The organism is Rahnella bruchi (genome assembly GCF_003614975.1).
GTDB lineage: Bacteria > Pseudomonadota > Gammaproteobacteria > Enterobacterales > Enterobacteriaceae > Rahnella > Rahnella bruchi.
The window spans coordinates 237,146-261,297 of the sequence record NZ_QZWI01000003.1; the positions used below are offsets into that span (position 1 = coordinate 237,146).

General features: G+C 53.1%; 24 protein-coding genes and 1 tRNA gene. 5 read left to right on the top strand and 20 right to left on the bottom strand.

From position 1 onward, the window contains the following. Positions 1–55: 55 nt before the first annotated feature. The 4 genes from D5398_RS08245 to prmB all read right to left on the bottom strand — a co-directional run bounded on the left by D5398_RS08245 (position 56) and on the right by prmB (position 3,861). Positions 56–856, bottom strand: a complete 801-nt coding sequence (locus D5398_RS08245) for a sulfite exporter TauE/SafE family protein (RefSeq protein ID WP_120507168.1) — start codon at positions 854–856, stop codon at positions 56–58. 45 nt (positions 857–901) lie between these two features. After that, entirely contained in the window at positions 902–1,753 is an 852-nt protein-coding gene (gene mepA, locus D5398_RS08250) for a penicillin-insensitive murein endopeptidase (protein ID WP_120507169.1), read from the bottom strand. A gap of 7 nt (positions 1,754–1,760) precedes the next feature. After that, positions 1,761–2,846, bottom strand: coding sequence for a chorismate synthase (gene aroC / locus D5398_RS08255; RefSeq protein ID WP_120507170.1), 1,086 nt, complete (start codon positions 2,844–2,846; stop codon positions 1,761–1,763). Between the two features lie 82 nt (positions 2,847–2,928). Further along, positions 2,929–3,861, bottom strand: coding sequence for a 50S ribosomal protein L3 N(5)-glutamine methyltransferase (gene prmB, locus D5398_RS08260; RefSeq protein ID WP_120507171.1), 933 nt, complete (start codon positions 3,859–3,861; stop codon positions 2,929–2,931). A 203-nt stretch (positions 3,862–4,064) separates the two neighbouring features. Between prmB and smrB the strand changes: the two genes are divergently transcribed. Beyond that, entirely contained in the window at positions 4,065–4,604 is a 540-nt protein-coding gene (gene smrB / locus D5398_RS08265) for an endonuclease SmrB (protein WP_120132246.1), read from the top strand. A gap of 208 nt (positions 4,605–4,812) precedes the next feature. Here smrB and sixA read toward each other — a convergent pair whose 3' ends face one another. The 4 genes from sixA to D5398_RS08285 form a co-directional block, all read right to left on the bottom strand. Next, a complete protein-coding gene (gene sixA / locus D5398_RS08270) occupies positions 4,813–5,301 on the bottom strand; it encodes a phosphohistidine phosphatase SixA (protein ID WP_120507172.1) in 489 nt (162 codons plus the stop codon). Between the two features lie 416 nt (positions 5,302–5,717). After that, entirely contained in the window at positions 5,718–7,919 is a 2,202-nt protein-coding gene (gene fadJ / locus D5398_RS08275) for a fatty acid oxidation complex subunit alpha FadJ (RefSeq protein ID WP_120507173.1), read from the bottom strand. Beyond that, on the bottom strand, positions 7,916–9,229 hold the full coding sequence (gene fadI, locus D5398_RS08280; RefSeq protein ID WP_120507174.1) for an acetyl-CoA C-acyltransferase FadI: 1,314 nt from the start codon (positions 9,227–9,229) through the stop codon (positions 7,916–7,918). Before fadI ends, fadJ begins: the two co-directional genes overlap by 4 nt. Positions 9,230–9,437: 208 nt before the next feature. Then, positions 9,438–9,770 carry a YfcZ/YiiS family protein gene (locus D5398_RS08285; RefSeq protein WP_120507444.1) on the bottom strand — a complete coding sequence of 111 codons (333 nt, stop codon included), beginning with the start codon at positions 9,768–9,770 and terminating at the stop codon, positions 9,438–9,440. Positions 9,771–10,187: 417 nt separating this feature from the next. Here D5398_RS08285 and fadL point away from each other — a divergent pair, with 417 nt between their 5' ends. Then, on the top strand, positions 10,188–11,465 hold the full coding sequence (gene fadL / locus D5398_RS08290; RefSeq protein ID WP_120507175.1) for a long-chain fatty acid transporter FadL: 1,278 nt from the start codon (positions 10,188–10,190) through the stop codon (positions 11,463–11,465). 97 nt (positions 11,466–11,562) lie between these two features. Here fadL and mlaA read toward each other — a convergent pair whose 3' ends face one another. The 10 genes from mlaA to ccmA all read right to left on the bottom strand — a co-directional run bounded on the left by mlaA (position 11,563) and on the right by ccmA (position 19,597). After that, positions 11,563–12,330, bottom strand: a complete 768-nt coding sequence (gene mlaA / locus D5398_RS08295) for a phospholipid-binding lipoprotein MlaA (RefSeq protein WP_120507176.1) — start codon at positions 12,328–12,330, stop codon at positions 11,563–11,565. 34 nt (positions 12,331–12,364) lie between these two features. Further along, on the bottom strand, positions 12,365–13,579 hold the full coding sequence (gene ccmI, locus D5398_RS08300; RefSeq protein WP_120507177.1) for a c-type cytochrome biogenesis protein CcmI: 1,215 nt from the start codon (positions 13,577–13,579) through the stop codon (positions 12,365–12,367). Further along, complete coding sequence (locus D5398_RS08305) at positions 13,576–14,061, bottom strand: cytochrome c-type biogenesis protein (protein WP_120507178.1); 486 nt, start codon at positions 14,059–14,061, stop codon at positions 13,576–13,578. Before D5398_RS08305 ends, ccmI begins: the two co-directional genes overlap by 4 nt. Beyond that, positions 14,058–14,609, bottom strand: coding sequence for a DsbE family thiol:disulfide interchange protein (locus D5398_RS08310; protein ID WP_095922896.1), 552 nt, complete (start codon positions 14,607–14,609; stop codon positions 14,058–14,060). Before D5398_RS08310 ends, D5398_RS08305 begins: the two co-directional genes overlap by 4 nt. After that, positions 14,606–16,579 (bottom strand): heme lyase CcmF/NrfE family subunit, encoded by a 1,974-nt coding sequence (locus tag D5398_RS08315; protein ID WP_120507179.1) that lies wholly within the window; start codon positions 16,577–16,579, stop codon positions 14,606–14,608. The genes D5398_RS08310 and D5398_RS08315 overlap by 4 nt, the downstream gene beginning before the upstream one ends. Then, positions 16,576–17,070: a cytochrome c maturation protein CcmE gene (gene ccmE / locus D5398_RS08320; protein ID WP_120507180.1), complete on the bottom strand. Its 495-nt coding sequence runs from the start codon at positions 17,068–17,070 to the stop codon at positions 16,576–16,578. The genes D5398_RS08315 and ccmE overlap by 4 nt, the downstream gene beginning before the upstream one ends. After that, complete coding sequence (gene ccmD, locus D5398_RS08325) at positions 17,067–17,327, bottom strand: heme exporter protein CcmD (protein ID WP_120507181.1); 261 nt, start codon at positions 17,325–17,327, stop codon at positions 17,067–17,069. Before ccmD ends, ccmE begins: the two co-directional genes overlap by 4 nt. Continuing rightward, entirely contained in the window at positions 17,324–18,061 is a 738-nt protein-coding gene (locus D5398_RS08330; RefSeq protein ID WP_113877006.1) for a heme ABC transporter permease, read from the bottom strand. Before D5398_RS08330 ends, ccmD begins: the two co-directional genes overlap by 4 nt. 213 nt (positions 18,062–18,274) lie before the next feature. Continuing rightward, positions 18,275–18,934, bottom strand: a complete 660-nt coding sequence (gene ccmB / locus D5398_RS08335; RefSeq protein ID WP_120507182.1) for a heme exporter protein CcmB — start codon at positions 18,932–18,934, stop codon at positions 18,275–18,277. Positions 18,935–18,955: 21 nt separating this feature from the next. Continuing rightward, positions 18,956–19,597 carry a cytochrome c biogenesis heme-transporting ATPase CcmA gene (gene ccmA / locus D5398_RS08340; RefSeq protein ID WP_120507183.1) on the bottom strand — a complete coding sequence of 214 codons (642 nt, stop codon included), beginning with the start codon at positions 19,595–19,597 and terminating at the stop codon, positions 18,956–18,958. A gap of 248 nt (positions 19,598–19,845) precedes the next feature. Here ccmA and D5398_RS08345 point away from each other — a divergent pair, with 248 nt between their 5' ends. Together D5398_RS08345 and D5398_RS08350 are read left to right on the top strand one after the other, a co-directional pair. Further along, positions 19,846–20,763, top strand: coding sequence for a formate/nitrite transporter family protein (locus D5398_RS08345; RefSeq protein ID WP_120507184.1), 918 nt, complete (start codon positions 19,846–19,848; stop codon positions 20,761–20,763). Positions 20,764–20,853: 90 nt separating this feature from the next. Further along, positions 20,854–20,928 (top strand) — tRNA-Arg (locus tag D5398_RS08350). Between the two features lie 34 nt (positions 20,929–20,962). On the opposite strand, the gene nlpA is transcribed toward D5398_RS08350, so the two are convergent. Further along, positions 20,963–21,781, bottom strand: coding sequence for a lipoprotein NlpA (nlpA, locus tag D5398_RS08355; RefSeq protein ID WP_120507185.1), 819 nt, complete (start codon positions 21,779–21,781; stop codon positions 20,963–20,965). 232 nt (positions 21,782–22,013) lie between these two features. Here nlpA and D5398_RS08360 point away from each other — a divergent pair, with 232 nt between their 5' ends. Further along, a complete protein-coding gene (locus D5398_RS08360) occupies positions 22,014–22,532 on the top strand; it encodes a GNAT family N-acetyltransferase (protein ID WP_120507186.1) in 519 nt (172 codons plus the stop codon). Positions 22,533–22,566: 34 nt separating this feature from the next. On the opposite strand, the gene D5398_RS08365 is transcribed toward D5398_RS08360, so the two are convergent. Beyond that, positions 22,567–24,126 (bottom strand): MFS transporter, encoded by a 1,560-nt coding sequence (locus D5398_RS08365; protein WP_120507187.1) that lies wholly within the window; start codon positions 24,124–24,126, stop codon positions 22,567–22,569. Positions 24,127–24,152 lie beyond the last annotated feature (26 nt).

The window sequence follows — 24,152 nt, forward strand, 5'->3', positions numbered from 1 at the left end:
CTTGTTTAAACACCCGATTTCATGACCTCAGGCAAGCATTTTGTTGCTCCTGAGATTATAAATGCAGGCTTAACCATTGATGAATTTCGGCACCATGATTGTCATAAATCAGTTTGCAGCTCATCACCACAGAAACAATGACCACCATCGGGCGGATCATCTTCTGGCCTTTGGTCAGCACCATGCGTGCGCCAAGCCGCGCGCCGATAAATTGCCCGGCCGCCATGACAAATCCCAGTACCCAAATCACCTTGCCGCCCAGAATAAAGAAGATCAGGCCACCCAGGTTTGAGGTGAAATTGAGTACTTTCGCGTGTGCCGTGGCTTTTGCCAGATTAAACCCGCATAACGTCACAAAGCCCAGCGCATAGAAGGATCCGGCACCGGGACCAAAAAATCCGTCGTAGAAACCAACGCAACCGCCGCCCACCAGCGCATACGGCAATGCATTTAAGCGTCTTGCCCGATCACTTTCGCCCAGTCGCGGCGTCAGTAAAAAATATAAACCGATGCAGATGATCAGCAGCGGCAATACCTGACGCAGCATATCTGCGCGCATATGCTGGATAAGGATCGCTCCAATCACCGAGCCGACAAAGGTACAGGCAATATTAAGCTTTTGATCGTTAAGATCCACCACGCCACGCCGCACAAAGTACAGGCTGGCAGAAAAGGAGCCGCCAATAGAAGACAATTTATTGGTCGCAATCGCCTGTGCTGGCGGGACACCCGCCGCGAGCAGCGCCGGGAGGCTGATCAGCCCGCCGCCACCGGCGATGGAATCAATGAAACCGGCACACAGTGCAACGAAAAATAAAACAACCAAAACCCACGGGGCAACAATCAACCAGTCCATTTTTTTGTCAGCTCGCTATGCGTGGCGAAGAGTGAGTGAAACCTGTTAAAGAACGTGTTTATCCAGCAGCGCCTGACAAGAAGGCGGCAGCGGAGGTGGCTCTTTTTTCACAGATGTTCCGCTACCCGGCTTCGGCGGCAGGAACCAACTTTGCAGCTCCGCGCCACAACCATCACCCGGAGGCGGCGGTGCCTGATTCTCACACTCGAGATTACCGACCGGACAACGCAGACGAACGTGCATGTGCGCGCGATGACCAAACCATGGGCGCACTTTATGCAGCCATTCTCGATCTGTTCCGGCATCGAGGCAAAGCTGTTGCTTGATGGCCGGATTGACGAAGATCCGCACCACTTCTTTATCCTGCGCGGCCATTTTGATCAGCGTTTCAATACGCGGCTGCCACTGGCCTGGCACAATGGATTTACCGTTCGCACTCACCAGGTCGATAGGCTGCGGTTTGAGCAGCATCTTTTCGCTCCAGCGCTGGCGTGGCAATTGCAACCAGATATCCACATCCAGCCCTGACTGATGGCTGGCATGGCCGCTGCTGAAACGACCACCGGCTGGCATCGCCATATCCCCCACCAGCATGGTGCCCAGACCTTTTTGCTGTGCCTGAGTACCGAGACGGGTGATAAATGCCAGCAAATCCGGTTGCCCGAAATAACGACGCTGATCGGTGCGCATCACCTGATAATCCGGTGAGTTCAGCGGCAATGGCTGAGCGCCCACCTGACAACCATTGGCGTAGCTGCCGATGGCTTCAGGCGTGCCCGGAACGGGCTGGATGATTTTCTGCCATGGCGTTGCTGCCAGAACCGGTGCGCAGAGCACCAGCGCCAGAAGACCGCCGCAGACGGCTTTCACCGCCGGGAGAGTGCGTAAGGTTTTCATCAGTGGCTTACCAGCGTGGTACGGAAGAATTGACGTCGCCGTTCTGGGCGCGCTGACGCAATAAGTGATCCATCAGCACGATCGCCATCATCGCTTCAGCAATCGGCACTGCGCGGATCCCCACACAAGGATCATGACGGCCTTTAGTGATCATCTCTACCTGCTCGCCTTCACGGTTAATGGTACGGCCCGGAACGGTGATGCTGGAAGTCGGTTTCAGCGCCAGATGCGCCACAACCGGCTGCCCGCTGCTGATGCCACCGAGAATGCCGCCCGCATGGTTACTTTCAAAACCGTTCGGGGTGATCTCGTCACGGTTTTCGCTGCCGCGTTTAGTGACAACCGCAAAGCCATCACCAATTTCCACGCCTTTGACCGCGTTAATGCTCATCAACGCGTGCGCCAGGTCAGCATCGAGACGGTCAAACACCGGCTCACCAAGACCGACCGGCACGTGATCCGCCACGACGGTGATTTTGGCACCTATCGAATCGCCTTCTTTTTTCAGCGCGCGCATCAGTTCATCCAGCGCTTCGAGCTTGCTCTCATCCGGGCAGAAGAACGGGTTGGTTTCGACCAGATCCCAGTCTTTCAGTTCGCAGGTGATATCGCCCATCTGAGACATATAACCGCGCACTTTAACGCCGAATTTTTCCAGCAAATATTTTTTGGCAACCGCACCGGCAGCCACACGCATGGCGGTTTCACGGGCAGAAGAACGGCCACCGCCACGATAGTCGCGCACGCCGTATTTTTGCTCGTAGGTGTAATCGGCATGGCCCGGACGGAATACGTCTTTGATCGCGCTGTAATCCTGTGAACGCTGGTCGGTGTTCTGGATAATCAGGCCGATGCTGGTCCCGGTGGTCACGCCTTCGAACACGCCGGAGAGGATTTTCACTTCGTCGGCTTCGCGGCGCTGTGTGGTATAGCGTGAGGTGCCCGGACGACGACGGTCGAGATCGTGTTGCAGGTCTGCTTCGGTCAGCGCAATGCCCGGCGGCACACCGTCAATAATACAGCCCAGTGCCACACCGTGAGATTCGCCAAAAGTAGTGACGCGGAAAAACTGCCCAATACTGTTCCCTGCCATCACGGCTCCTTAACCATTATGTAGAGTAATTTTTGAATGACCGGCTTAGCGCCGGTCATGATTGTCAGCGATGACGGGTAAATCAGTCGCGGTATGCGCGGAATTCTTCGGCGCAATCGACCAGCTGCTGTTTAGTCAGCATAAAGACACCGTCACCACCGTTTTCAAATTCCAGCCAGGTGAACGGGATCTCAGGATATTGGTCCATCAGATGCACCATGCTGTTACCCACTTCGCAAACCAGCACGCCGTTATCGGTCAGGTAATCCGGCGCACAGGCCAGAATGCGACGGGTCAGTTTCAGACCATCGCTGCCGGAAGCCAGACCCAGAACCGGTTCGTGACGATATTCCTGTGGCAGGTCAGACATATCTTCTTCATCAACATACGGTGGATTGGTCACAATCAGGTCGTACTGCAACGCAGGCAATTCGCGGAACAGGTCGGAACGGATTGGCGTCACCCAGTTTTCGATGCCATGCGTGTCGATATTGCGCTCGGCTACGGCCAGCGCGTCGGCAGAAATGTCTACCGCATCCACTTCGGTTTCAGGGAACGCGTAAGCACAGGCAATAGCGATACAGCCGCTGCCGGTACACATATCCAGAATGTGCTGAGGTTTATCCTGCAAAATCCCGGCAAAGCGGTTGTTGATAAGCTCGCCAATTGGCGAACGTGGCACCAGAACGCGCTCATCGACATAAAACTCCATGTCGCAGAACCAGGCTTTATTAGTCAGATAGGCAACAGGAACACGTTCGTTAACGCGGCGGATCACGCGCTCAACGATACGATGGCGTTCGCTGGAAGTCAGACGCGCGGTGTGCATATCTTCAGGAATGTCCAGCGGCAAAAACACGCTTGGCAAAACCAGCTGCACTGCTTCGTCCCACGGGTTATCGGTGCCGTGACCGTAATAGACATTGGCCGCGTTCAGGCGGCTGACGGTCCAGCGCAGCATATCCTGAATGGTATGCAGTTCACTGACGGCTTCGTCGACGAAAATTTTGTCCAATTTTATTCTCCAGGCAGTGCACGGGTTTTTAACAGACGTTTAACCCATTATTTGCCGCATAGTTTGCCACGAAGCCCGCCACAAATCAGCAGCTAGTCAACGCACTTGCGCGATGTCTCGAAGAATTTAACCCTGAGTTTTCTTTAAACCGCAGGGCGGCGGAAGGTACACTGTATGTATTGAGCGAAAATGACGAAGAAATGATGAAGAAAAAGCACCTGCTCAGCCCGGAGGAAACCGCGTTATTCCGTGAGGCTGTACCGGGCGTCAAGCGCCTGAAAAACGATACCATTACGCACCGCCCGCGGCGGAAAAAGGTGGCAGAGTTGTCACCTAAAAAGCTGATTCAGGAGCAAGTGGACGCGAGTTATTATTTTTCTGATGAATTCCAGCCGATGTTGCAGGAAGAAGGCCCGGTTCGCCATATCCGGCCAGACGTCAGTCATTTTGAATTGAAAAAATTACGCCGTGGGGATTATTCGCCCGAGCTGTTTCTCGATTTACACGGTTTAACGCAGAAAGAAGCCAAACAGGAACTGGGCGCGCTGATCGCCGCCTGCCGCCGCGAACACGTGCATTGCGCCTGCGTGATGCACGGTCACGGCAAACATATTCTCAAACAGCAAACCCCGCTGTGGCTGGCGCAACATCCTGACGTCGAAGCCTTCCATCAGGCACCGAAAGAACTCGGTGGCACCGCCGCCCTGCTGGTGCTGGTAGAGCTGGACGACAAAATCAGCTGACCCATCCCAATCTTCAGAAACGAGAAAGGCACAGCAGAAGCTGTGCCTTTCTTTTGTCTGTCGCTGAGCACCGATGCGTTACTCTAAATAATTCGAGTTGCAGAAAGCGGCAATTAAAATTATCCCGATGAGCTTACTCAGGTAAGTGATTCGGGTAATTTATCGCAGCCAACGCATCTGCGGCTCGAAGTATGGCGAGTAAAGGGGTTTAGACCTTAGCCATGACCTGGCACGGACTAAACTGCCAGTCAAAGGTCCCCTGTCCGGTTTCACCGTTCAGCTCGACGCTGGCCATTGCTGAGGTGGCAAACATCGGCGGGCAAACGCCCGGACACAGTTCTGCAACCAGATAACCGACCAGCGGCAGGTGGGACACCACCAGCACAGCGCTGACGCCGGTCAGGGCCAGATGTTGCAGTTCACTGGCGACCAGAGCAGGATCACCACCCGGCGTCAGTTCCTTGAGAACCTCAATTTCTACGTTTTCAGGCAGAGACAGACACTGGCGAACTTTTTCAAGCGTCTGCTGCGCACGCAGGTACGGACTGACCAGAACGCGATCAATTTTGACGCCACGACCATTCAGCCAGGCCGCCATATGTACTGATTCGTCACATCCGCATTCGCTTAACGGGCGAACCGAGTCGCTTGCAGCTTCGAGAACTGCATCACCGTGACGCATAATTACAACTTGCATATTGCACCGCTTTTGTTAACAAAAATAGCGCCATACAGAAACGCCGTGCGTGCTGTATTACCCATTGCCCAGCTGTTTTTCATCATGTTTCAAATGACCTTTCTCATTACAAGATAGCTGTAAGGCAGTACATCCACTTAACCGGCTGTGCCCACATGCTTTGCATGGTAAGTATCAGCGGTCGGGCATTTTGCCTGAAAGTTCACGTAAAGAAAACGCTGTTTTTTACACCAACACTTACTGCTTGTAAACTGTTCAGGCGATTATTTAACCACTCGGGTTGTAGATCAACCGGTTGGGATCGTTTCTGTACAAAGTCAGTCTCACCATAAAAAAGATCCCGCAGGCCTTCGGTTGGCCACAAGCAGGATCTATTCCAGATTCCCGCGAAACTCAGAAATAAGCAGTGACCGCAGTCACACTTTGCTGACCTTTTCGCTTGCCCTTTCGTCCGAACAGAATCGTTCGCCCTGCTCCGCCCTGCGCACCAGCCCTTCGCATGGCAGGAAATGCTCGCCATAGCGTTGCGCCAGCTGTTCGAGCGTTTTCACGGCGTTCGCTGCACCGAGTGTATCGATGTAGCGGAACGGGCCACCACGGAATGGCGGGAAACCAATGCCGAACACCGCACCCAGGTCGCCATCCCGCGCACTGCGGATCACCTGCTCATCCAGACAACGCACCGCTTCATTAAGCATCAGCATTACGCAGCGCTGCGCGATGTCTTCTTCTGACTGCTGTACTTTCGGCGTCACGTTCAGTAAACGGTAAATCGCGGGATCGACCTGTTTCTGCTTCGCCGCGCGGCCTTTTTGCCCGTAAAGATAGAAACCTTTGCCGTTCTTACGCCCTTTACGATCGTCTTTCAGCACCGCATCAAAACCTGATGGCGCGGCGAAACGCTCGCCAAACGCCTCCACAAGAATCGGGCCGATTTTTGTGCCGACATCAATACCTACCTCGTCAAGTAGCTGTATCGGACCGACCGGGAAACCAAAATTCACCAGCGCTTTATCGATGTGATCGATGGGTTCTCCGGCCAGCAGACAGCGGGCCGCTTCATTGATATAAGGCGCAAGAATACGGTTTACGTAGAATCCGGCGCTGTCGCCGACGACAATCGCTGTTTTCCCCTGTTTCTTCGCCAGTGAGACGGTGGTGGAAATGGTCTGCGCACTGGTGCCCGCATGGGGAATAACTTCCACCAGCGGCATTTTATCCACCGGACTAAAATAGTGCAGGCCGATCACCTGTTCAGGCCGGCTGGCCTGCTCTGCAATCTTATGGATGGGCAGTGAAGAGGTATTTGAAGCAAAGATAGTGCGCGGAGCGGCGTTTTTCTCGATTTCCGCCACCATCGATTGTTTTAGCGATAGATCCTCAAAGACTGCTTCCACCACGATATCAATCTGCGCGAAGCCGCTGTAATCCGTAGTGCCCGAAATCAGCATCATCTGCCGTTGCTGCTCGTTGCGGGTCAGTCTGCGGCGGCGTACCTTTTTCTCCAGCAGATCCCAGCTGTATTTCAGCGCATGGCGGATGCCTTCCTGATTGATGTCTTTGATGCGCACCGGCAAACCGGCTTTAGTCGCAGTCACGTTGGCGATACCACCGCCCATCAGCCCGCCCCCCAGAATACCGACGCGCCGCACCGGCAGCGGTTGCGCATCAGCACCCTTTTCTTTTTTCAGCGCGGTGGAAGCGAAAAACAGGCCGCGCAATGCTGCGGATTCCGGCGTCATGACCAGTTCACCAAAAGCTGTCGCTTCGGCCTGATAGCCGTTGCCGCTGCCCTGATCGAGACCGGTTTTCACCACATCAATAATCTTTTCTGTCGCCGGATAATTTCCGTGCGTTTTGGTCCGCGTCTGTTTACGAACAAAATGAAACAGTACACTTTTACCCAGCGGTCCCCCGGCCAGCCGCGCCTGCCACGGTAACGGCGGACGTGACTTACGCCCTTTTGCCACGCGCTCAAGTGCAGTTTGCAGCAAAATAGAATAAGGAACGGCGTCATCTACCAGCCCCATTCTCAGCGCCTGTTTCGCGCGAATGCTGCGACCGGTTAGCATCATATCCAGCGCTTTCGGTGCGCCGATTAAGCGCGGCAGACGCTGCGTCCCGCCAGAGCCCGGCAGCAGGCCAAGCTGTACTTCCGGCAAGCCAAGTTGAGTTTTGTCATCAAGCGTACAGACGCGCGAATGGCACGCCAGCGCGATCTCAAGTCCCCCGCCAAGACAAGCGCCGTGGATGGCTGCGACGACAGGTACTGAAAACGAGGCAATCTGCGACATCACCGTCTGACCTTTTTGCGCCAGACTGCTGGCTTCAGCCGCGGTTTTACAGCCCGATATCATGCTGATATCTGCACCCGCAATAAAAGAGTCGGATTTGCCGGAAATCAGCACCAAGCCTTTCAGATTCGGATATTGCTGGGCTTTTTGCAAAATGGTACAGATTTGCTGTGCAAATTCAGCCTTTAAGGTATTCACTTTTTCGCCGGGAACGTCGATGGTGATAATCCCGACGTGCTCCGCTGTGAACATCAGTGAGAAAGCAGAAACCGGTTCTGCCGGAGTGGTTTCCGGAATGTTTGAGTTTTCCATATTATCCCTCATTGCGCTGCCTCCAGGATCATCGCTGCGCCCAGACCCCCGGCGGCACAGGCGGTTGTCAGCCCGTATTTTCCGCCACGACGGCGTAATTCATGCAATGTCTGCGTAATCATTCTTGCACCGGTAGCGGCAAAAGGATGCCCGTAGGCCAGCGAACCGCCTAGAACGTTAAATTTATCCCAGTCTATTTCACCAACTGCCTGACTACGCCCGAGTTTTTCACGGGCAAATTCATCACTGGCTAACATTTTAATATTTGCCAGCGTCTGCGCCGCAAACGCTTCGTGCATATCGATAAGATCTAAATCCCCGAGCGTCAGTCCTGCACGATCCAGCGCCAGCGGCGTAGCGTAAGCGGGCCCGAGAAGCATATCTTCCCAGACGTCGATGGCGGCAAACGCAAAACTTTTCAGGAAGCCGAGTGGCTCCAGACCGAGCTCACGCGCCCGCGATTCACTCATCATTAAAACCGCAGCGGCGCCGTCGGTCAGCGGCGTGCTGGTGGCGGCTGTCACGGTGCCATGTTTGCGATCAAATGCCGGACGCAGTTTGGCATACTGCCCGATTTCGGAATTCAGGCGGATGTTGTTATCTTTTTGCAGCACTTCACGGTAGGGCGGGATTTGTGCGGCCATGACCTGAGAATTCAGATACCCCTGCTCCCACGCCTGAGCCGCCAGCGTGTGCGAACGGTGCGCGAGTTCATCCTGCTGTTCGCGGGAAATATTATGGCTTTTCGCCATCTGTTCAGCGGTATCTCCCATACGCAGGCCGGTGGAATATTCAGCCACCGCTGGCGGTACCGGCATCAGGTCGCGCAGTTTTAATTTGCTGAAAATGGACAGCCGCTGCGACAAAGTGCGCGCTTTATTGACATCCACCAGTGCGCGGGCGAGGCGTTTGCTGACGCCAATCGGCAATACCGAAGAGGAATCGGCTCCGCCCGCAATCCCGACGCTGATGGTGCCGCTCATAATACTTTCCGCGACGTTGGCGACTGCCTGAAAACTGGTGGCGCAGGCACGCGATACGCTGTAGGCGTCAGTTGAGACATTCATACCCGTACCGAGGACGATTTCGCGCGCAATGTTTGGCGCTTCCGGCATCTGCACCACCTGACCGAATACCAGCTGATCGATGATCTTCGGGTCGATCCCACTTTTCGCCAGTAATTCACTGACCACGATTTTGCCGAGGTCTACGGCAGGAATGCCGTGATAGGCGGTGGCCTGTTTGGCAAACGGCGTACGCAAACCGTCGACAATCGCAATGCGATCACCTTCACGTGTCACCAGTGGAATGACTTTATTCATACAAGCTCCTGAGAAAAAATAGGGTCTTAAGAGGTCAGACCTGATAACTCAGTTTTAACTATGTATTTACATTTGGCAAAGTGAAAGGCAATGAAGTGCGAGCAACAGCAAATTTTTCTGAAATAAGAATGAGAAGAATGGTGGCAGGAAAGAATAGCGGACAAAAAAATACCGCTCATATAAGCGGTATTTATTATCCGGACAGGAATTAACGCAGACCGAGCTGGAAAATCATTGTCTCAGCCTGGCAGCTGAAAGTGAAATCGATATTCAGCTCAACGCCGCCATCCACTTTTTCCATACGGCTTTTGATTTCGCAAGGTTCGGATTCAACGCCGCGCGCGCGTTCGGTCAGAGCTTCCAGCGTTTCTTTAGCCTGTGCTTCGTTTTCAAAAACGCGGCTGTAAGAAGCGGTGCAATCGGTGTTGTCCATGATGGTACCCACATCAACACAGCAGCAGGCTGCGGTTTCTTCTGCGCCGCATTTGTTGATGGAGTGCAGAGGTTGAGTGGATTTGGAGGACATGGTTACGTCAGACATAATTTTCTCCCCGGCATCAACGGCAACGTCCACCGTCTGGCCTGTTTGCGAATAAAGTTTTATTTCCAGCCTGCATTTTACGCCACCGTTCTGACAACACACTAGCACTTACTTAATATGTGCCTTTGAAGTGATCCAGATCACGTATATGTAAGTAATCGATTAAAACTAAGTCATCGTTCTCACTTTAACGTTTCTTAATTGAACTTTTATTGTTGGTTTTTTGTTAAGTGGATCCAATTTCTCGCATCATTTTATAAATATCAATGAAACATCATTGCAACTACACCACAGGTCAGACCTATACTTCGCTCACTGGTCTGATTTGTCAGACTGCTAACGAACCCTACAATCCCGCGCTCATTGTTACTTGATGTAACATTGTTTGATAAAAAACATAAAATTGAGGTTTTGGTCATGAACCAGAAAAACCTGTTTAAAAGATCAGCTCTGGCAGCTGCAGTGGCAATTGTTTCCTCCAACGTATACGCAGCAGGTTTTCAGTTAAATGAATATACTGCTGCGGGTTTAGGCCGTTCTTTCTCCGGCGAAGGTGCCATTGCTGACACCGCCGCATCAGGTAGCCGTAACCCGGCAACCATGACCATGTTCAGCCGCCCGGCGTTTTCTATGGGCGCGATTTATGTCGATCCTGATGTCGATATTACCGGCAAATCTCCGGTTACTGGTTCGAGCACTAACGCCAGTAACATCGCTCCGAATCAGTGGGTCCCGAATATCCACTTTATTATGCCTCTTGATGACCAGTGGGCAGTCGGCGCATCTGCGACGTCAAACTACGGTCTGGCGACAGAATTTAACGATAATTACCCGGCTGGCCCGATTGGCGGTGAAACGGATCTGACGACCGTCAACACTAACTTAAGTGTTGCTTACCGTTTGAACCAGAATTTCAGCTTCGGTGTCGGCTTTGATGCTGTCTACGCGAAAGCGAAAATCCGCCGTACTGCGGGCGAACTGGTACCCATTAAAACCGGCGGTCTGCTGCCGGAAGATACTGAAGCGGCCAAGCTGAAAGGCAACGAATGGGGCTACGGCTGGAACGCCGGTATTTTGTATGAAGTCGATGACAATAACCGTTACGGCTTTACGTATCGCTCAGAAGTGAAAATCGACTTTGACGGTGAATACCGCAACGGCATTCCGCAGGCGTTAGGCGGCACGGGCGGTCACACCGTTCCAGGTTCGCTGACCCTGAACCTGCCAGAAATGTGGGAACTGTCCGGTTATAACAAAGTGGCACCGAAATGGGCCATCCACTACAGCCTGGCTTACACCAGCTGGAGCCAGTTCCAGGAGCTGAAAGCGACCGGTTCTAACGGCCAGACATTGTTCCAGAAAGACGAAGGCTACCATGATGCCTACCGCATCGCGTTGGGTACCACGTATTACTACGATGATAACTGGACATTCCGCACCGGTATTGCCTTCGATGACAGCCCGGTTCCGGCAGACAACCGCACCATTTCTATCCCGGATCAGGACCGCTTCTGGATTTCAGCCGGTACCACTTACGCCTTCAATAAAGATGCATCCGTCGATGTCGGTGTGTCTTACATGCACGGCCAGACTGTGAATATCAGCGAGAAAGTGGCTGACGGCGTTCCGAACTATGAATTCCAGGCTAAAGGGACCGCCATGCTGTACGGCGCGAACTTTAACTATAACTTCTGATGAACTGACTACCACTTCTGATGCACTGAATTCGCAGAAGTCAGACATAAAAAAAGCGCCGCAAGGCGCTTTTTTATTGCATCGGATATCGTCAATATCAATCTGAATCGATATCTTTGAGGTCGCCCTGAATCAATGCCGCGTTCGGATTTTCCTGTGGCGTCAGCTGACCGCCTTTTGCCAGGAAATCGTGATGCTGGAAATAAGCTTCACGGATAAACAGATACGGATCAGAGGAGTTACGGATCAGGCCGTCAGAATCGAGCAGCTCTGCACGAGTTTCGACGCCTTCCAGCACCCATTTACCGGCTGACATCCAGAATGTCAGATAGCTGAGCATCGGATATAAATCATCCACCAGATCGCCACCTTCATCACGCACCGTTGCGCTGCCGTAACCTGGCAGAACCACATACGGACCGTAACCGACACCGTAATGGCCAAGCGTACTGCCGAAGCCCTGCGCTTCTTCGCGTGCCAGTTTCGGGTTCGCCATACCGGCCACGTCAATCAGACCGCCCATCCCTAAAATAGTGTTCAGGAAGAATCGGTTAAAGTGGATTGCTGCACGGTACGGATCGCCTTTGAGCAAGGAGTTAACCATGCTGGCCGGTTCATCAAGGTTGCTGAGGAAGTTACTGGTACCGTTACGCGCCGGTTGCGGCACGTAATCACGCCATACGACGGCAACAGGCCGCACAAGGTACGGATCCATATAGTTATAGTTGAAGTCGAACATTGCACGGTTGAAACCTTCCAGCGGATCAGAACGTCCTTTCGCTTCGCTGTCCGATGATCCGGACTTGCCGGCACAACCGACCAGCAAAACTGTCGCAAACGCCAGCCCAGTCAGGCGTAAGTTCATGGATATCTCCCTGTTTTTGATCGTCGGTTCCTGATTAAGGAACCTGCTGATTAATCTCAATGCTGACCTGACCGTTACCGGCAAAATGAGTCAGCGGACTGTCGCCGTACCAGTCACCTGTGGCCGGTGTTGCCAGACCATTTTGTGAAATACGAACGCGTACTTTTAATTGATGCAGCGAAGAAAGCAAGCGTTCCGGCATCATCGCATTGCTGTCATCGACGGTAATCGCCAGCGGGAAGCGGCTCATCGGCAGCTTTTTAACCGCAACCGGCACCGGACTGGTTCCATCAGTCACCGAAATAAAGACCGTGCCGTCCTGTGGAAGTTTCTGCTGAGCAGCAGAAGAAAGCGTGACGTTTACGCCCAGTTTAACCTGATCAAGTCCGGCTTTTTGTTTTGCCTGCGCAATGCTTGCACGCACCATCTCAAGGCGCTTATCCCCTGCCGGAAGGATTTTCTGCATAACTTCCCACGCGCCAATGGCTTGCGGATAGTGACCCTGTTCATATTCATTATAGGCCAGCAGACTTAACACACGCAGATCGCCTTGAGATTTTTCCAGCATACTGCGTAAAAGATTGCCGCCGGTAAGGTTATCTTGCGGATCAGACGATCGCGTCAGCACTTCGGCATAACCGAGTTTTACCGCCATATCGTTCGGTGCAAGCTGATATGCATGGGCGTAAGCCTGCGTCGCGGTGGCGGCATTATTCAGCGCCATACCCACGCGGCCAAGCATCACCCAGTCCTGCACATTATCCGGATTTGCCTGTAAATCGGTACGCAATCCGAGCCCTAAATCCTGCACATCTGTGGCGGTCAGCGGCGCGGCGCGATCATCTGCAATGCGATGGCGTAAATCAGGCATGTGCTGCATCACCTGATTCCATGCGCTCACCTGCCCCAGACCACCGGCGTAAAGATATAAACCCAGCGTGATAATAACCAGCAAAATAGCGCCGGGTACCAGCGTCCAGCGGCCAATCGGTTGGGTAGCAGCAGGCACCTGACCATCAGGAATATCGGTCAGTAAATTTTCCTGCAATTCCTGAATATGCGCCGGACGTTCATCTACCACGCCCTGCGCTTCGTCTTCTTCCAGTTCACTCAAGCGGTGATGATAAAACGCTTTATTCAGCGCATCGCGGGACGTGTGTTCCGCACGGTCGCCACGAATAACCGGCACAATAAACAGCGCCAGTGCGATAACCAGCATCACTACAATGCACAGCCAAAAAATACTCATGATCCTTTCCTGTCGCTGTCTTTAAGTAACTGCGCCAGGCGCTGTCTCTCTTGTTCTGACATTTCTTCGGTCGTATTTCGCAAACGCACTTCGCCCCGGCGGGAGCGCATAAAAATCATGCCCGCGCCGATAATCACCACCAGTACCGGCCCGAGCCATAAAATAAAGGTCGATGGCGTAACCGGCGGTTCATACGTCACAAAGTTGCCGTACCGCGCAACCATATACGCCACGATTTGCTGTTTGTTCTGCCCCTGCTGAAGCAGCTGAAAAACTTTCGTGCGCATATCGGCTGCGATAATCGAATCCGACGCCGCAATATTAGTGTTCTGACATTTCGGGCAACGCAGCTGAGCGGTGATATCGCGGTATTCCTGCTCCTGAGCCGGAGAGGAAAACTGATAGGTATCAATGGCCGCAAAGGCACTGAAGCTCAGCATTATGCCCAGCAGCAGCGCTGACAATGAGGAAATCAGCTTCATGCGTTGCCTCCGTACTTTTTGTACAGCGGCAACACTTCGTTCTGCCAGACTTTTTCATTCAAATCACCGGCATGGCGATAACGGATAATCCCCTGGCCGTCGATCAGGAAAGTTTCCGGCGCGCCGTAAACCCCGAGATCTAACCCCAGCATGCCGTCGCCATCGTAAAGACTCAGCATGTAAGGATTGCCCAGCGTGTTCAGCCAGTTCACCGCTTTCTGGCGGTCATCTTTGTAGTTCAGACCCACAACGCGCACGCCTTTCGCCGCCAGCGTGTTGAGATAATCATGTTCAGCGCGGCAGGTCGGACACCACGTCGCCCAGACGTTGAGCAGCATCGGTTTACCATCACGCAGCACCGACTGATCGTAGGTTTTTCCGGCCTGCGCCAGTGATTCCAGTTTGAACACCGGCACCGGTTTGCCGATCAATGCAGACTCCAGCAACGTCGGATCATCGCCGTTGGCATTGCGCGTCAGCTGCACTAAAAATGCCGCAGCCAGCGCCAGAAATAAAATCAGCGGGATAAAGAGGAGTTTACGGTTCATGCTTCTTCTGCCTCCGCCAGACCTTGTTTCTTGAGTTTTTTGCTCATGCGGTAACGCGGATCGAGAATACACAGCACACCGCCCGCCGCCATAAAGATGCCGCCCAGCCAGATCCAGCGCACAAATGGTTTGTAGTACAAACGCACCGCCCACGAACCGTCGTCCATCTCTTCACCGAGCGCCGCATACAGGTCGCGCGCCAGATTGCCGTCGATGGCCGCTTCGGTCATCATGCTACGCGCCACGCTGTAGAAGCGTTTTTCAGCGTGCAGCGTGGTGACTTTTTTGCCATTCTGCGTGACATCAATATTCGCTTCGCCGCCGGTGTAGTTCGGGCCGGTGATGTCGCGAACATCGCGGAAGATAAAGTGGTAATCGTGAATATCTACGGTATCGCCGGACTTCATGCGCACATCACGTTCAACGCTGTAATTCTGGCTAAACGCGATGCCGATAACCGTAACTGCCACGCCCAGATGACCAAGCACCATGCCCCAGTGGCTGCGGGAAAGTTTGGTCAGGCCACGCCAGAATGAATGGCGATGGGTGGCGCGTTCATGCAGTTCCATCAGTGTCAGCACAATCACCCACACCGACATCAGCATACCGACCACGGTCATGCCGACAATTTTGTCCTGCAACAACCACGGCAGAAGAATCGACAACACCAGCGTCACCACTAAAGCAAAGCCCAGGCGACGCCACAGTTTGCTTGGCTCATCACGACGCCAGCGCACCAGCGGACCGATGCCCAGCAGCAGCGCCAGCGGTGCCATCAGCCAGGTAAACATCGTATTAAAGAAAGGTTCGCCGATAGAAATACTGCCCAGCCCGAGCTGTTTATGAATAAGCGGCAACAGCGTACCGAGCAACACCACCAGCATTGCGGCAACCAGCAGCACATTATTACCCAGCAGATAGCTTTCGCGGGAATGTAACTCATGACGACTTGGCGCACGCACCGAATTGCCTTTGAAGGCATACAGCAGCAGCGAGCCGCCGATCACGATCACGAGATACGCGAGAATAAACATGCCGCGCGCCGGATCCGAAGCAAACGAGTGAACCGAAACCAGCACGCCGGAGCGCACCAGGAAGGTCCCCAGTAAACACAGCGAGAAGGCGGTGATCGCCAGCAATACAGTCCAGGCTTTAAACGTCCCGCGTTTTTCGGTCACGGCCAGCGAGTGGATCAACGCCGTACCGGCCAGCCATGGCATAAAGGACGCGTTTTCAACCGGATCCCAGAACCACCAGCCGCCCCAGCCTAATTCGTAATAGGCCCACGCAGATCCCAGCACAATACCGATAGTCAGGAATACCCATGCCGCTTGTGTCCACGGACGCGACCAGCGCGCCCAGGCGGTATCGAGACGTCCGGCCATCAGGGAAGCAATCGCAAACGCGAACGCGACGGAAAAACCGACGTAACCCATATACAGCAATGGCGGATGGAAAATCAGCCCGATATCCTGCAACACCGGATTCAGGTCACTGCCGTCTACCGGGAAATTCGGCAGCGAGCGGATAAACGGATTAGATGTCAGCAGGATAAACAGCAGGAACCCGCCGGTGATCATCCCCATGACGGCCAGCACGCGCGCCACGGCATCCTGTGGCATACGGCGGCTGAACAACGCGACAGCGAGTGTCCAGCAGCTGAGTAATAATACCCAAAGCAGCAATGAACCTTCGTGCGCGCCCCAGGTAGCCGCGACGCGGTAATACACCGGTAAATGGGTGTTGGAGTTATTGGCAACATACGCAACGGTAAAATCATTCACCACAAACGCATGAACCAGAATGGCAAAAGCCAGCACAATGCAGGCAAACATCCCGTAAGACAGCGGACGTGCCATCGCCATCATCCGGTTATCCTGACGCGCCGCGCCCCACTGCGGATAAATACTCAGTAAAACCGCCAGACCTAATGCCAGACAGAGTGCAAATGTTCCCAGTTCCGGCATCATGAGCGGTCATTTCCTTTATCGTTACCCACATAAGCCGAAGCCGGCCCTTTGTGATTTTCTTTCATGGCGTCGGCAACTTCCGGCGGCACATATTTTTCGTCGTGTTTCGCCAGAACCTGAATGGCATTCACCACATTTCCAGGCTCCATCACGCCCTGTGCCACCACGCCCTGCCCTTCACGGAACAGATCCGGAAGGATGCCGTTGTACGTAACGGCGATAGCACCGCGCGCGTCATAAATCTTGAAACTCACCTGCAGGCTTTTCGGATCACGCTTTACCGAACCGGGCATCACCATGCCGCCGATACGCAGGCGCTGGCCGACCGTCGGCATCTCATGGCTCTCGCCTTTGCCTTGTAAGATTTCACTGGGTGTATAAAACAGATCAATATTCGAGCGCAGCGCGTACATCACCAGTGAAATGCTCAGGCCAAGACCGATAAGCACCACCAGCGCCAGCGACAAACGCTTTTTACGACGTGGATTCACAATAACTTCTCCGGGGAAGTGTCCGGTTCCAGCGTTGACGTCTGTGCGCCTTGCTGTTTTTTAGACTGAGACTGACTAATACGTTTTTCGCGTGCCTGACGGCGGCGAACTTCATCGAGGATCTGACGGCGCTGGATAAAGGTATGCGCCACCAGCGCAATCAGGGAAATCAGCGTCGCCGCGACCGACAGCCAGACATAAAATGCATAGCCGCCCATCGCAAAGAAATCATGCCAGCTGGAGAATGCAGGGCTCATCCGCGGCGCTCCTTATTCACAAGACCGGCCACCCACGGGCGCAGACGTTCCTGAACCAGAATCAGATTGCGTAAACGCATCAGCGTCAGGGTAATAAAGAAGAAGAGGTAACCGAAAATCGCCCAGCGCAGCGGGTAACGCATGCTCGGGTCGATGGTTTGCTGCATGTTGGTCGAGCCCTGATGCAGCGTGTTCCACCACTGTACGGAGTAATGGATGATAGGAATGTTCACCACGCCAACCAGCACCAGAATACCGGCGGCACGGCCAGCCAGACGGCGGTCGTCGAAGGCGTTATACAAAGCAATCACACCAAGATACAGGAACAGTAACACCAGCTCGGACGTCAGACGCGCGTCCCACACCCACCAGGTGCCCCACATTGGTTTGCCCCATGCGGAGCCGGTGACCAGCGCAATAAAGGTGAAAACAGCACCGACCGGTGCCATCGCGGACACCACCATGTCGGACATTTTCATCTGCCACACCAGACCGATAAATGCCGCAATCGCCATCGAACTGTAAATGCCCATCGACCAGATCGCCGCCGGAACATGGATATACATAATCCGGTAACTGTTACCTTGCTGGTAATCCGGGGGTGCATAACCAAAGCCCCACACCCAGCCGATCAGCAGGCAGGCAATACCCAAAATCCCGAGCCAGGGAATGAACCGGCCACAGACGTGGTAAAGCCGTTCAGGCCTGGCGAGTTGATGTAACCATTTCCACATTGTTATCGTTGCTCACTATAAAATGTCACTGTGTGATGCCGTGGGCCTCATCGGGCTCTTATGCGGTCAGTATGAAATCATCCGCAGTTATTATCGGCGTCTCTATTGTTCACTATAGAGAAGTGTGATGTTAGTCAAAGGTTGCGCTTTTTCTTCTCTATTGTAACGACACGTAAAATAATTCTGTGTTATGGGCTTCGCGCGTCTGCCGGGTCAGTGGACACTCACCCGCAGCGCAGCGGCTGTGGCAAAAGGCGCTAACGTCGCACTTCCCGCCAGCATCGCACCGAGAATGGCCAGATAGCCGCCGATCGGCATCGACATGGAAGCAGCATCGATCGCGCCGGTGGCAAAAATCAGCACCGGAATATAGAGCGGCAACACCAGCAGACTGAGCAGCACACCGCCCTTGCGCAACCCGACAGTCAGCGCCACGCCAATCGCGCCGATAAAGCTCAGCGTCGGCGTGCCCAGCAAAATCGTCAGCGCGACGGCTTTCCAGGTTTCAAAATCCAGTGAAAGCAGCAAGGCAATCAGCGGGGAAAGGATAAGTAACGGCAAACCGGTCACCACCCAGTGAGCACATACTTTCCCCAGAACCGTGAGTGCCAGCGGCGAAGGCAATAGCAACAGCTGTTCGAGCGTGCCATCGAGATAGTCATCGCGGAACAATCTTTCCAGCGCCAGTAAAGACGAAAGCAGAGCCGCGACCCAGACGATACCGGGTGCAATTCGCGCCAGCAGTTTCGGCTCCGGGCCAATCCCCAACGGGAACAGCGTAATCACAATCAGGAAGAACCACAGCGGGTTAATGATTTCGGCACTTTTGCGAAAGGCAATTTTCAGCTCGCGGCTCAGAACCTTAGTAAACATTCCGTTTATTTTCCTTTCGCGTCACACCAGCTCAGCGCTGGTCAGACGAATTTTGCGCACATCGCGGTTAACGCCCTGTAAATCCTGATGCGTGGTCAGCAATACCATTCCGCCCTGCTGCGCGTGTTGTTCAAACAGTTCTATCAGCGTGGCCACGCCCTGCTTATCAATGGCGGTCAGCGGCTCATCGAGGATCCACAGCGGGGCTTCGCTCAGCCATAAACGCGCCAGCGCGACACGCCGCTGCTGCCCGGCGGACATCTGCGCCACCGTGACATCTTCATACCCCAGCAGTCCGACATTTTCTAACGCCTGATAAATAGCGTCAGCACCGGTAGTCCGGTTGGTGGACTGCCCGTTTACCGACAGATAGAACGCAAGGTTTTCATACGCAGTAAGCACTGACTTTACGCCAGGCTGATGGCCGAGATACAGAAGCTGCTGATGGAAAACGTCACGCTGGCGGCGGGTATTCACGCCCTGCCAGCGGACCTCACCGGCCTCCGGGGAGGACAATCCGGCGAGAATTCGCAACAAACTGGTTTTACCGGCACCGTTGCGGCCTTCGATTTGCACCATTTCACCCGGTTCGATCGTGAAACTTAAGCCGCTAAACAAGGTTCGCTCATCGCGTACACAGCTCAGGTTAAGGGCCTCAAACATGGTGATGTCTCTTAATTTTCACAAGCGCGCATCATATCACAGGCGTCAGGCGAGACGCAGCTCAGGGGCCCACAGTTTACAGGGTTGAAAACCCTGAAATCCAGCAAACAATCCGCAAAATGTCCCATAAGGTTCATGGGTTAATGGTTTGTAACTTTTTTGTATATCTCATCATAATCTCCACTCCTCGCCTATGCTTACCTCAGACCCTGTTTACAACCATTTTGAACGGCTTTTGGGGAATAAAGATGGACGAAGAAAAACAACATTCCGACAGTAAAGATGTCGACAGCGACGAACACTCGCAGGGCAAAGAGATCGAAACCGGAGAAGATAATTTACCTTCGAAAGCGGCAGCGGTGCATGAAGTCATCCGCATGGAGGGGGAAAAAGAACTTGAGCGCGACGGACAGGCATTGCTGTGGTCAGCGATTGCCGCCGGGCTTTCGATCAGCGCCTCGCTGATGGCCAAAGGTATTCTGCACGCCCGCTTGCCCGACAGCCCCGAGCGCTTCTTCATCGAAAACATCGGTTACACCGTCGGGTTCATAATCGTCATCATGGCGCGCCAGCAACTGTTTACTGAAAACACCGTCACCGCGGTATTGCCTGTCATGCAAAAACTGACCGGCAAAAACGTCCTGCTATTGCTGCGTCTGTGGGGCATCGTGCTGGCCGGTAACGTCATTGGTGGCGGACTGGCCGCGCTGGTATTTCATCTGGTACCGTTCTTTGATACCGCCACTGACGAAGCCTTTCGCACCATCAGTCTGGAGATTATGGAGAAAGACCCTGAAGGCATGTTCGTCGGCGGCATGGTATCCGGCTGGCTGATTGCCACGATGGTCTGGATGATCCCCTCAGCCGGAACAGCCAAACTGTGGGTCATCATGCTGATGACTTACATGGTGGCGATTGGCGACCTGACGCATATTGTGGTCGGGTCGGTGGAAGTGCTCTATCTGGTGTTCTCGGGCGCCATTCCCTGGTATGAATTTATCTGGCCATTCGCCCTGCCGACGCTTGCCGGAAACATCATCGGCGGCACCTTTATCTTCGCGCTGATAAGCCATGCGCAGATCCGTAATGACATGAGTAATCAGAAGAAAGCCGAAGCAAAGAAAGAGGAAATGAAAGCAGCAAAAAAAGAGGCTGCAAAACCCTGACTGGCGACGAAACGACCAAACAGAACCCTAACGCCTTATTATTGGGAGAAAAACGAGTATACTACGCGGGCGCTTTCCACAGGCGTCCGTGTCTCCTTAGTTAAACGGATATAACAAGCCCCTCCTAAGGGCTAGTTACAGGTTCGATTCCTGTAGGGGACACCATTTTCACTTCCTCTCGATGTCCCCCATAAAGCTATCACCAGCCTGGAACCGCGCCGCCGTTAAAGATTTTCTCAGCCGCTTTCGCCACTTCCGGTGACTGATACGATTTCAAAAACTCCTGCACGTTTTGGGCATCTTTATTGTCTGGTCGTGAAACCAGAATGTTCACGTATGGCGAGTTTTTATCTTCGATAAATATGCTGTCGTGGACCGGCGATAATCCGGTTTGCTGAATATAAGTGGTGCTGATGATGGCCACATCGACTTTCGCATCGTCGAGCACGCGTGGCAGCTGTGCGCCTTCGAGTTCCATAATATTCAGATGGTGTGGGTTTTCGGCGATATCCAGCGCCGTTGGCAGCAAACCTTTGCCGTCTTTCAGGGTGATCAGTTTCTCTTTTTGCAACAGCAACAGCGCGCGGCCTAAGTTGGTCGGATCGTTCGGGATCGCCACAGTTGCGCCGTCTTTCAGCTGATCGACGGTTTTAATTTTTTTCGAATAACCGGCCATCGGGAAGACGAAAGTATTACCGACCACCACCAGATGATAGCCGTGAGCCTTATTGTCCTGCTCCAGGAATGGACGGTGCTGGAACACGTTGGCATCCAGTTCGCCGTGTTCGGTGGCATCATTAGGCAATAACGAACCGCTGAACCCGACCAGTTCGACATCCAGACCGTATTTATCTTTCGCGACTTTTTTAGCCACTTCCGCGACGTCTTGCTCCGCGCCGTTAATCACGCCAACTTTAATATGTTTTGCATCACCGCTTTTTGGGTCACAACCCGCCAGCAGTAATCCCGCCAGCAATACCACAGCGCCAGTCCGTAAACGAGGTAAGGTCAGTTTCACTTTTTTTCCTTAAAAAATAACCGCTAATGCGTAAGAAAACGACTATAGCAGGTGGACTACGGCGGTTTAAAAAACAAAAAAAGCATCTGTAAGAAGAAAAAAATATATAGATGACCTCGCTTAAGTCCCGGCATCCAGATCTTTTACTTATATCAGTGATAAACCGTTTGCTCTCCCTGCCTCTTTTCGGAAAGAGTAGGCTAAATCTATAATGACAAACGAGACCGGAAAGATGGAAATTATTGAAGCAGATGAACAACATATTCCTGCCATGCAAAAAATTTATGCCTGGCATGTTTTGCATGGTACGGCCTCGTTCGAAACTCAGCCGCCTGATGAACAAGAGATAGCGCTGCGCTTGAAAAAGATTCAGGAAGCCGGTTTGTTGTGGCTGGTGGTTCTGAACGATGGGGAAGTGAAAGGGTTTTGCTATCTGGGTCGTTACCGCGAGCGTTTTGCTTACCGCTACACGCTGGAAGATTCGATTTATATCGATCCCGGTTTTCAGAAACGGGGCGCAGGAAAAGCGTTACTTCGCCGCGCCATCGACTGGGCTGAGATGCATGGTTTTCGCCAGCTGGTGGGCAATATCGGCGACAGCGATAATAAGGCGTCGATCAACCTGCATCTCGCGGCCGGTTTTCAGGTGAAGGGCACCATGCATTCCGTCGGTTTCAAACATGGCCGCTGGCTGGACACGGTATTTATGCAGCGCGCGCTGGGTGACGGCAGCCAGTCGGTGCCGGAATAACCACTAGCCGCGCTGCCGCTTTTACTACCGCCGCTTACAACCCCAATGCGCCGCCAGAACCCGCAGGCAGTTCACCGCGCACGTTTTTACGCGTCGCACTGCCACCCCAGACTTCTTTGTAGTCGTAGCCGGTCAGGTCTTTGATCACTTTCTGACACTCTGGTGTGCAATCATCCAGGTCGCCACCCAGTTTCAGGCGTGCGACTTCTTTGATCAGCGTTTTGTGGGTATCGCGGGTCAGTTTGAATTTAAACGTCATGTAAAAACTGACCGCCAGCAGAGCGCCGGTTGCAAAAATCAGCAGGCCAATAATCGCGTGCAATGCACTCTCCGGCTGGACTCCCTGCCCCTTCACAAATCCGCTTTCCTGCAATACCGTGCCAATCAGCATAATCGCCAGCGCTACGGTGCTTTTTCGGGTCAGCACCATCACACCGGCAAAGATCCCTTCGCGGCGTTTTTTTGTGACGATTTCATCAACGTCGGGAATAAAACTGTAGATATTCCACGGAATATAATAAAGACCGGCGCGGGCGAAACCGAATATCGCAAATATGGCGGAGAACAGCAGCCATGATACTGCCGTTTCTGAGATATAGAGATAATACAAAAATGCCAGCACGCCGAAAATAATACCGTAAGAAAGCCGTAACGCCGCCGATGGCGACATATTGAGTTTTCCCAGCAGCATCATAAATCCGAAGGTAGAAGGTACAGAAACTAACGCCGCCACGCTTAAATAACCGGACACCGATGACGCATCCTGATGTAATCCGTACACCACGTAATAGGTAAATACGGCACCAAATACATCCAGCGCGGTAAATGAAAAAATGTAGATAATAATATGCTGGCGAAACATTCGAATTTTAAAGGAGGAAAAGAGATCTAATACCAGGCTTTTTAAATGATGCCACAGACTGCCGCCACCTGCCGTTAACGGCTCGGGTTCGAACTCTTCGCGTACGTCTTTCGCCTCCCAGGTACACATCCATGTGGTGAAGACTGCCACGCAGAAAATACAGGCAAAAATCAGGCCAGTGTAGGTATACGTCATCGAATTATCTTTGCCGGTGTACATCATAATCACGCCGGGAATAGACACCGCGAGCAGGCCGCCGAGCTGGGAACAAATCATGCGAACGCCCGAAAGACGGGTTCGTTCACTGAACCGGTTGGTCATCTCCGCCGAGAGAGTTTCCCACGGCACCAGCACCATAGCGGATAACAATTCGATAGAAAGATAGGTGCCGAGATAATACCAGTAGCCCATGTCCGTGACCCAGACCAGCGCGTACAGGAACATCAGCGGTGCGCTTATCAGCAGAAAGAACCGGCGGCGACCGAATTTTTTTCCGAGCCAGGTGTTGCCGAAGTTATCGGTGATATATCCCATAATCGGGCTTAATATGGCGTCGATAACGCGGGCGATAGCAAAAATAGAACCGGCTTCGAAAACCGATAATCCGCAATACGTGGTATAAAAAAATAATAGCCAGGTTCCGATAACAGCAAATGCACCGCCACCAAATAAATCGGTCACGCCATACCCGATGGCCGTGCCGTAACCGACTCTGCGTTCAGTTGGTTTCATTTTTATTATCCTGTCAGTGTAGGGTT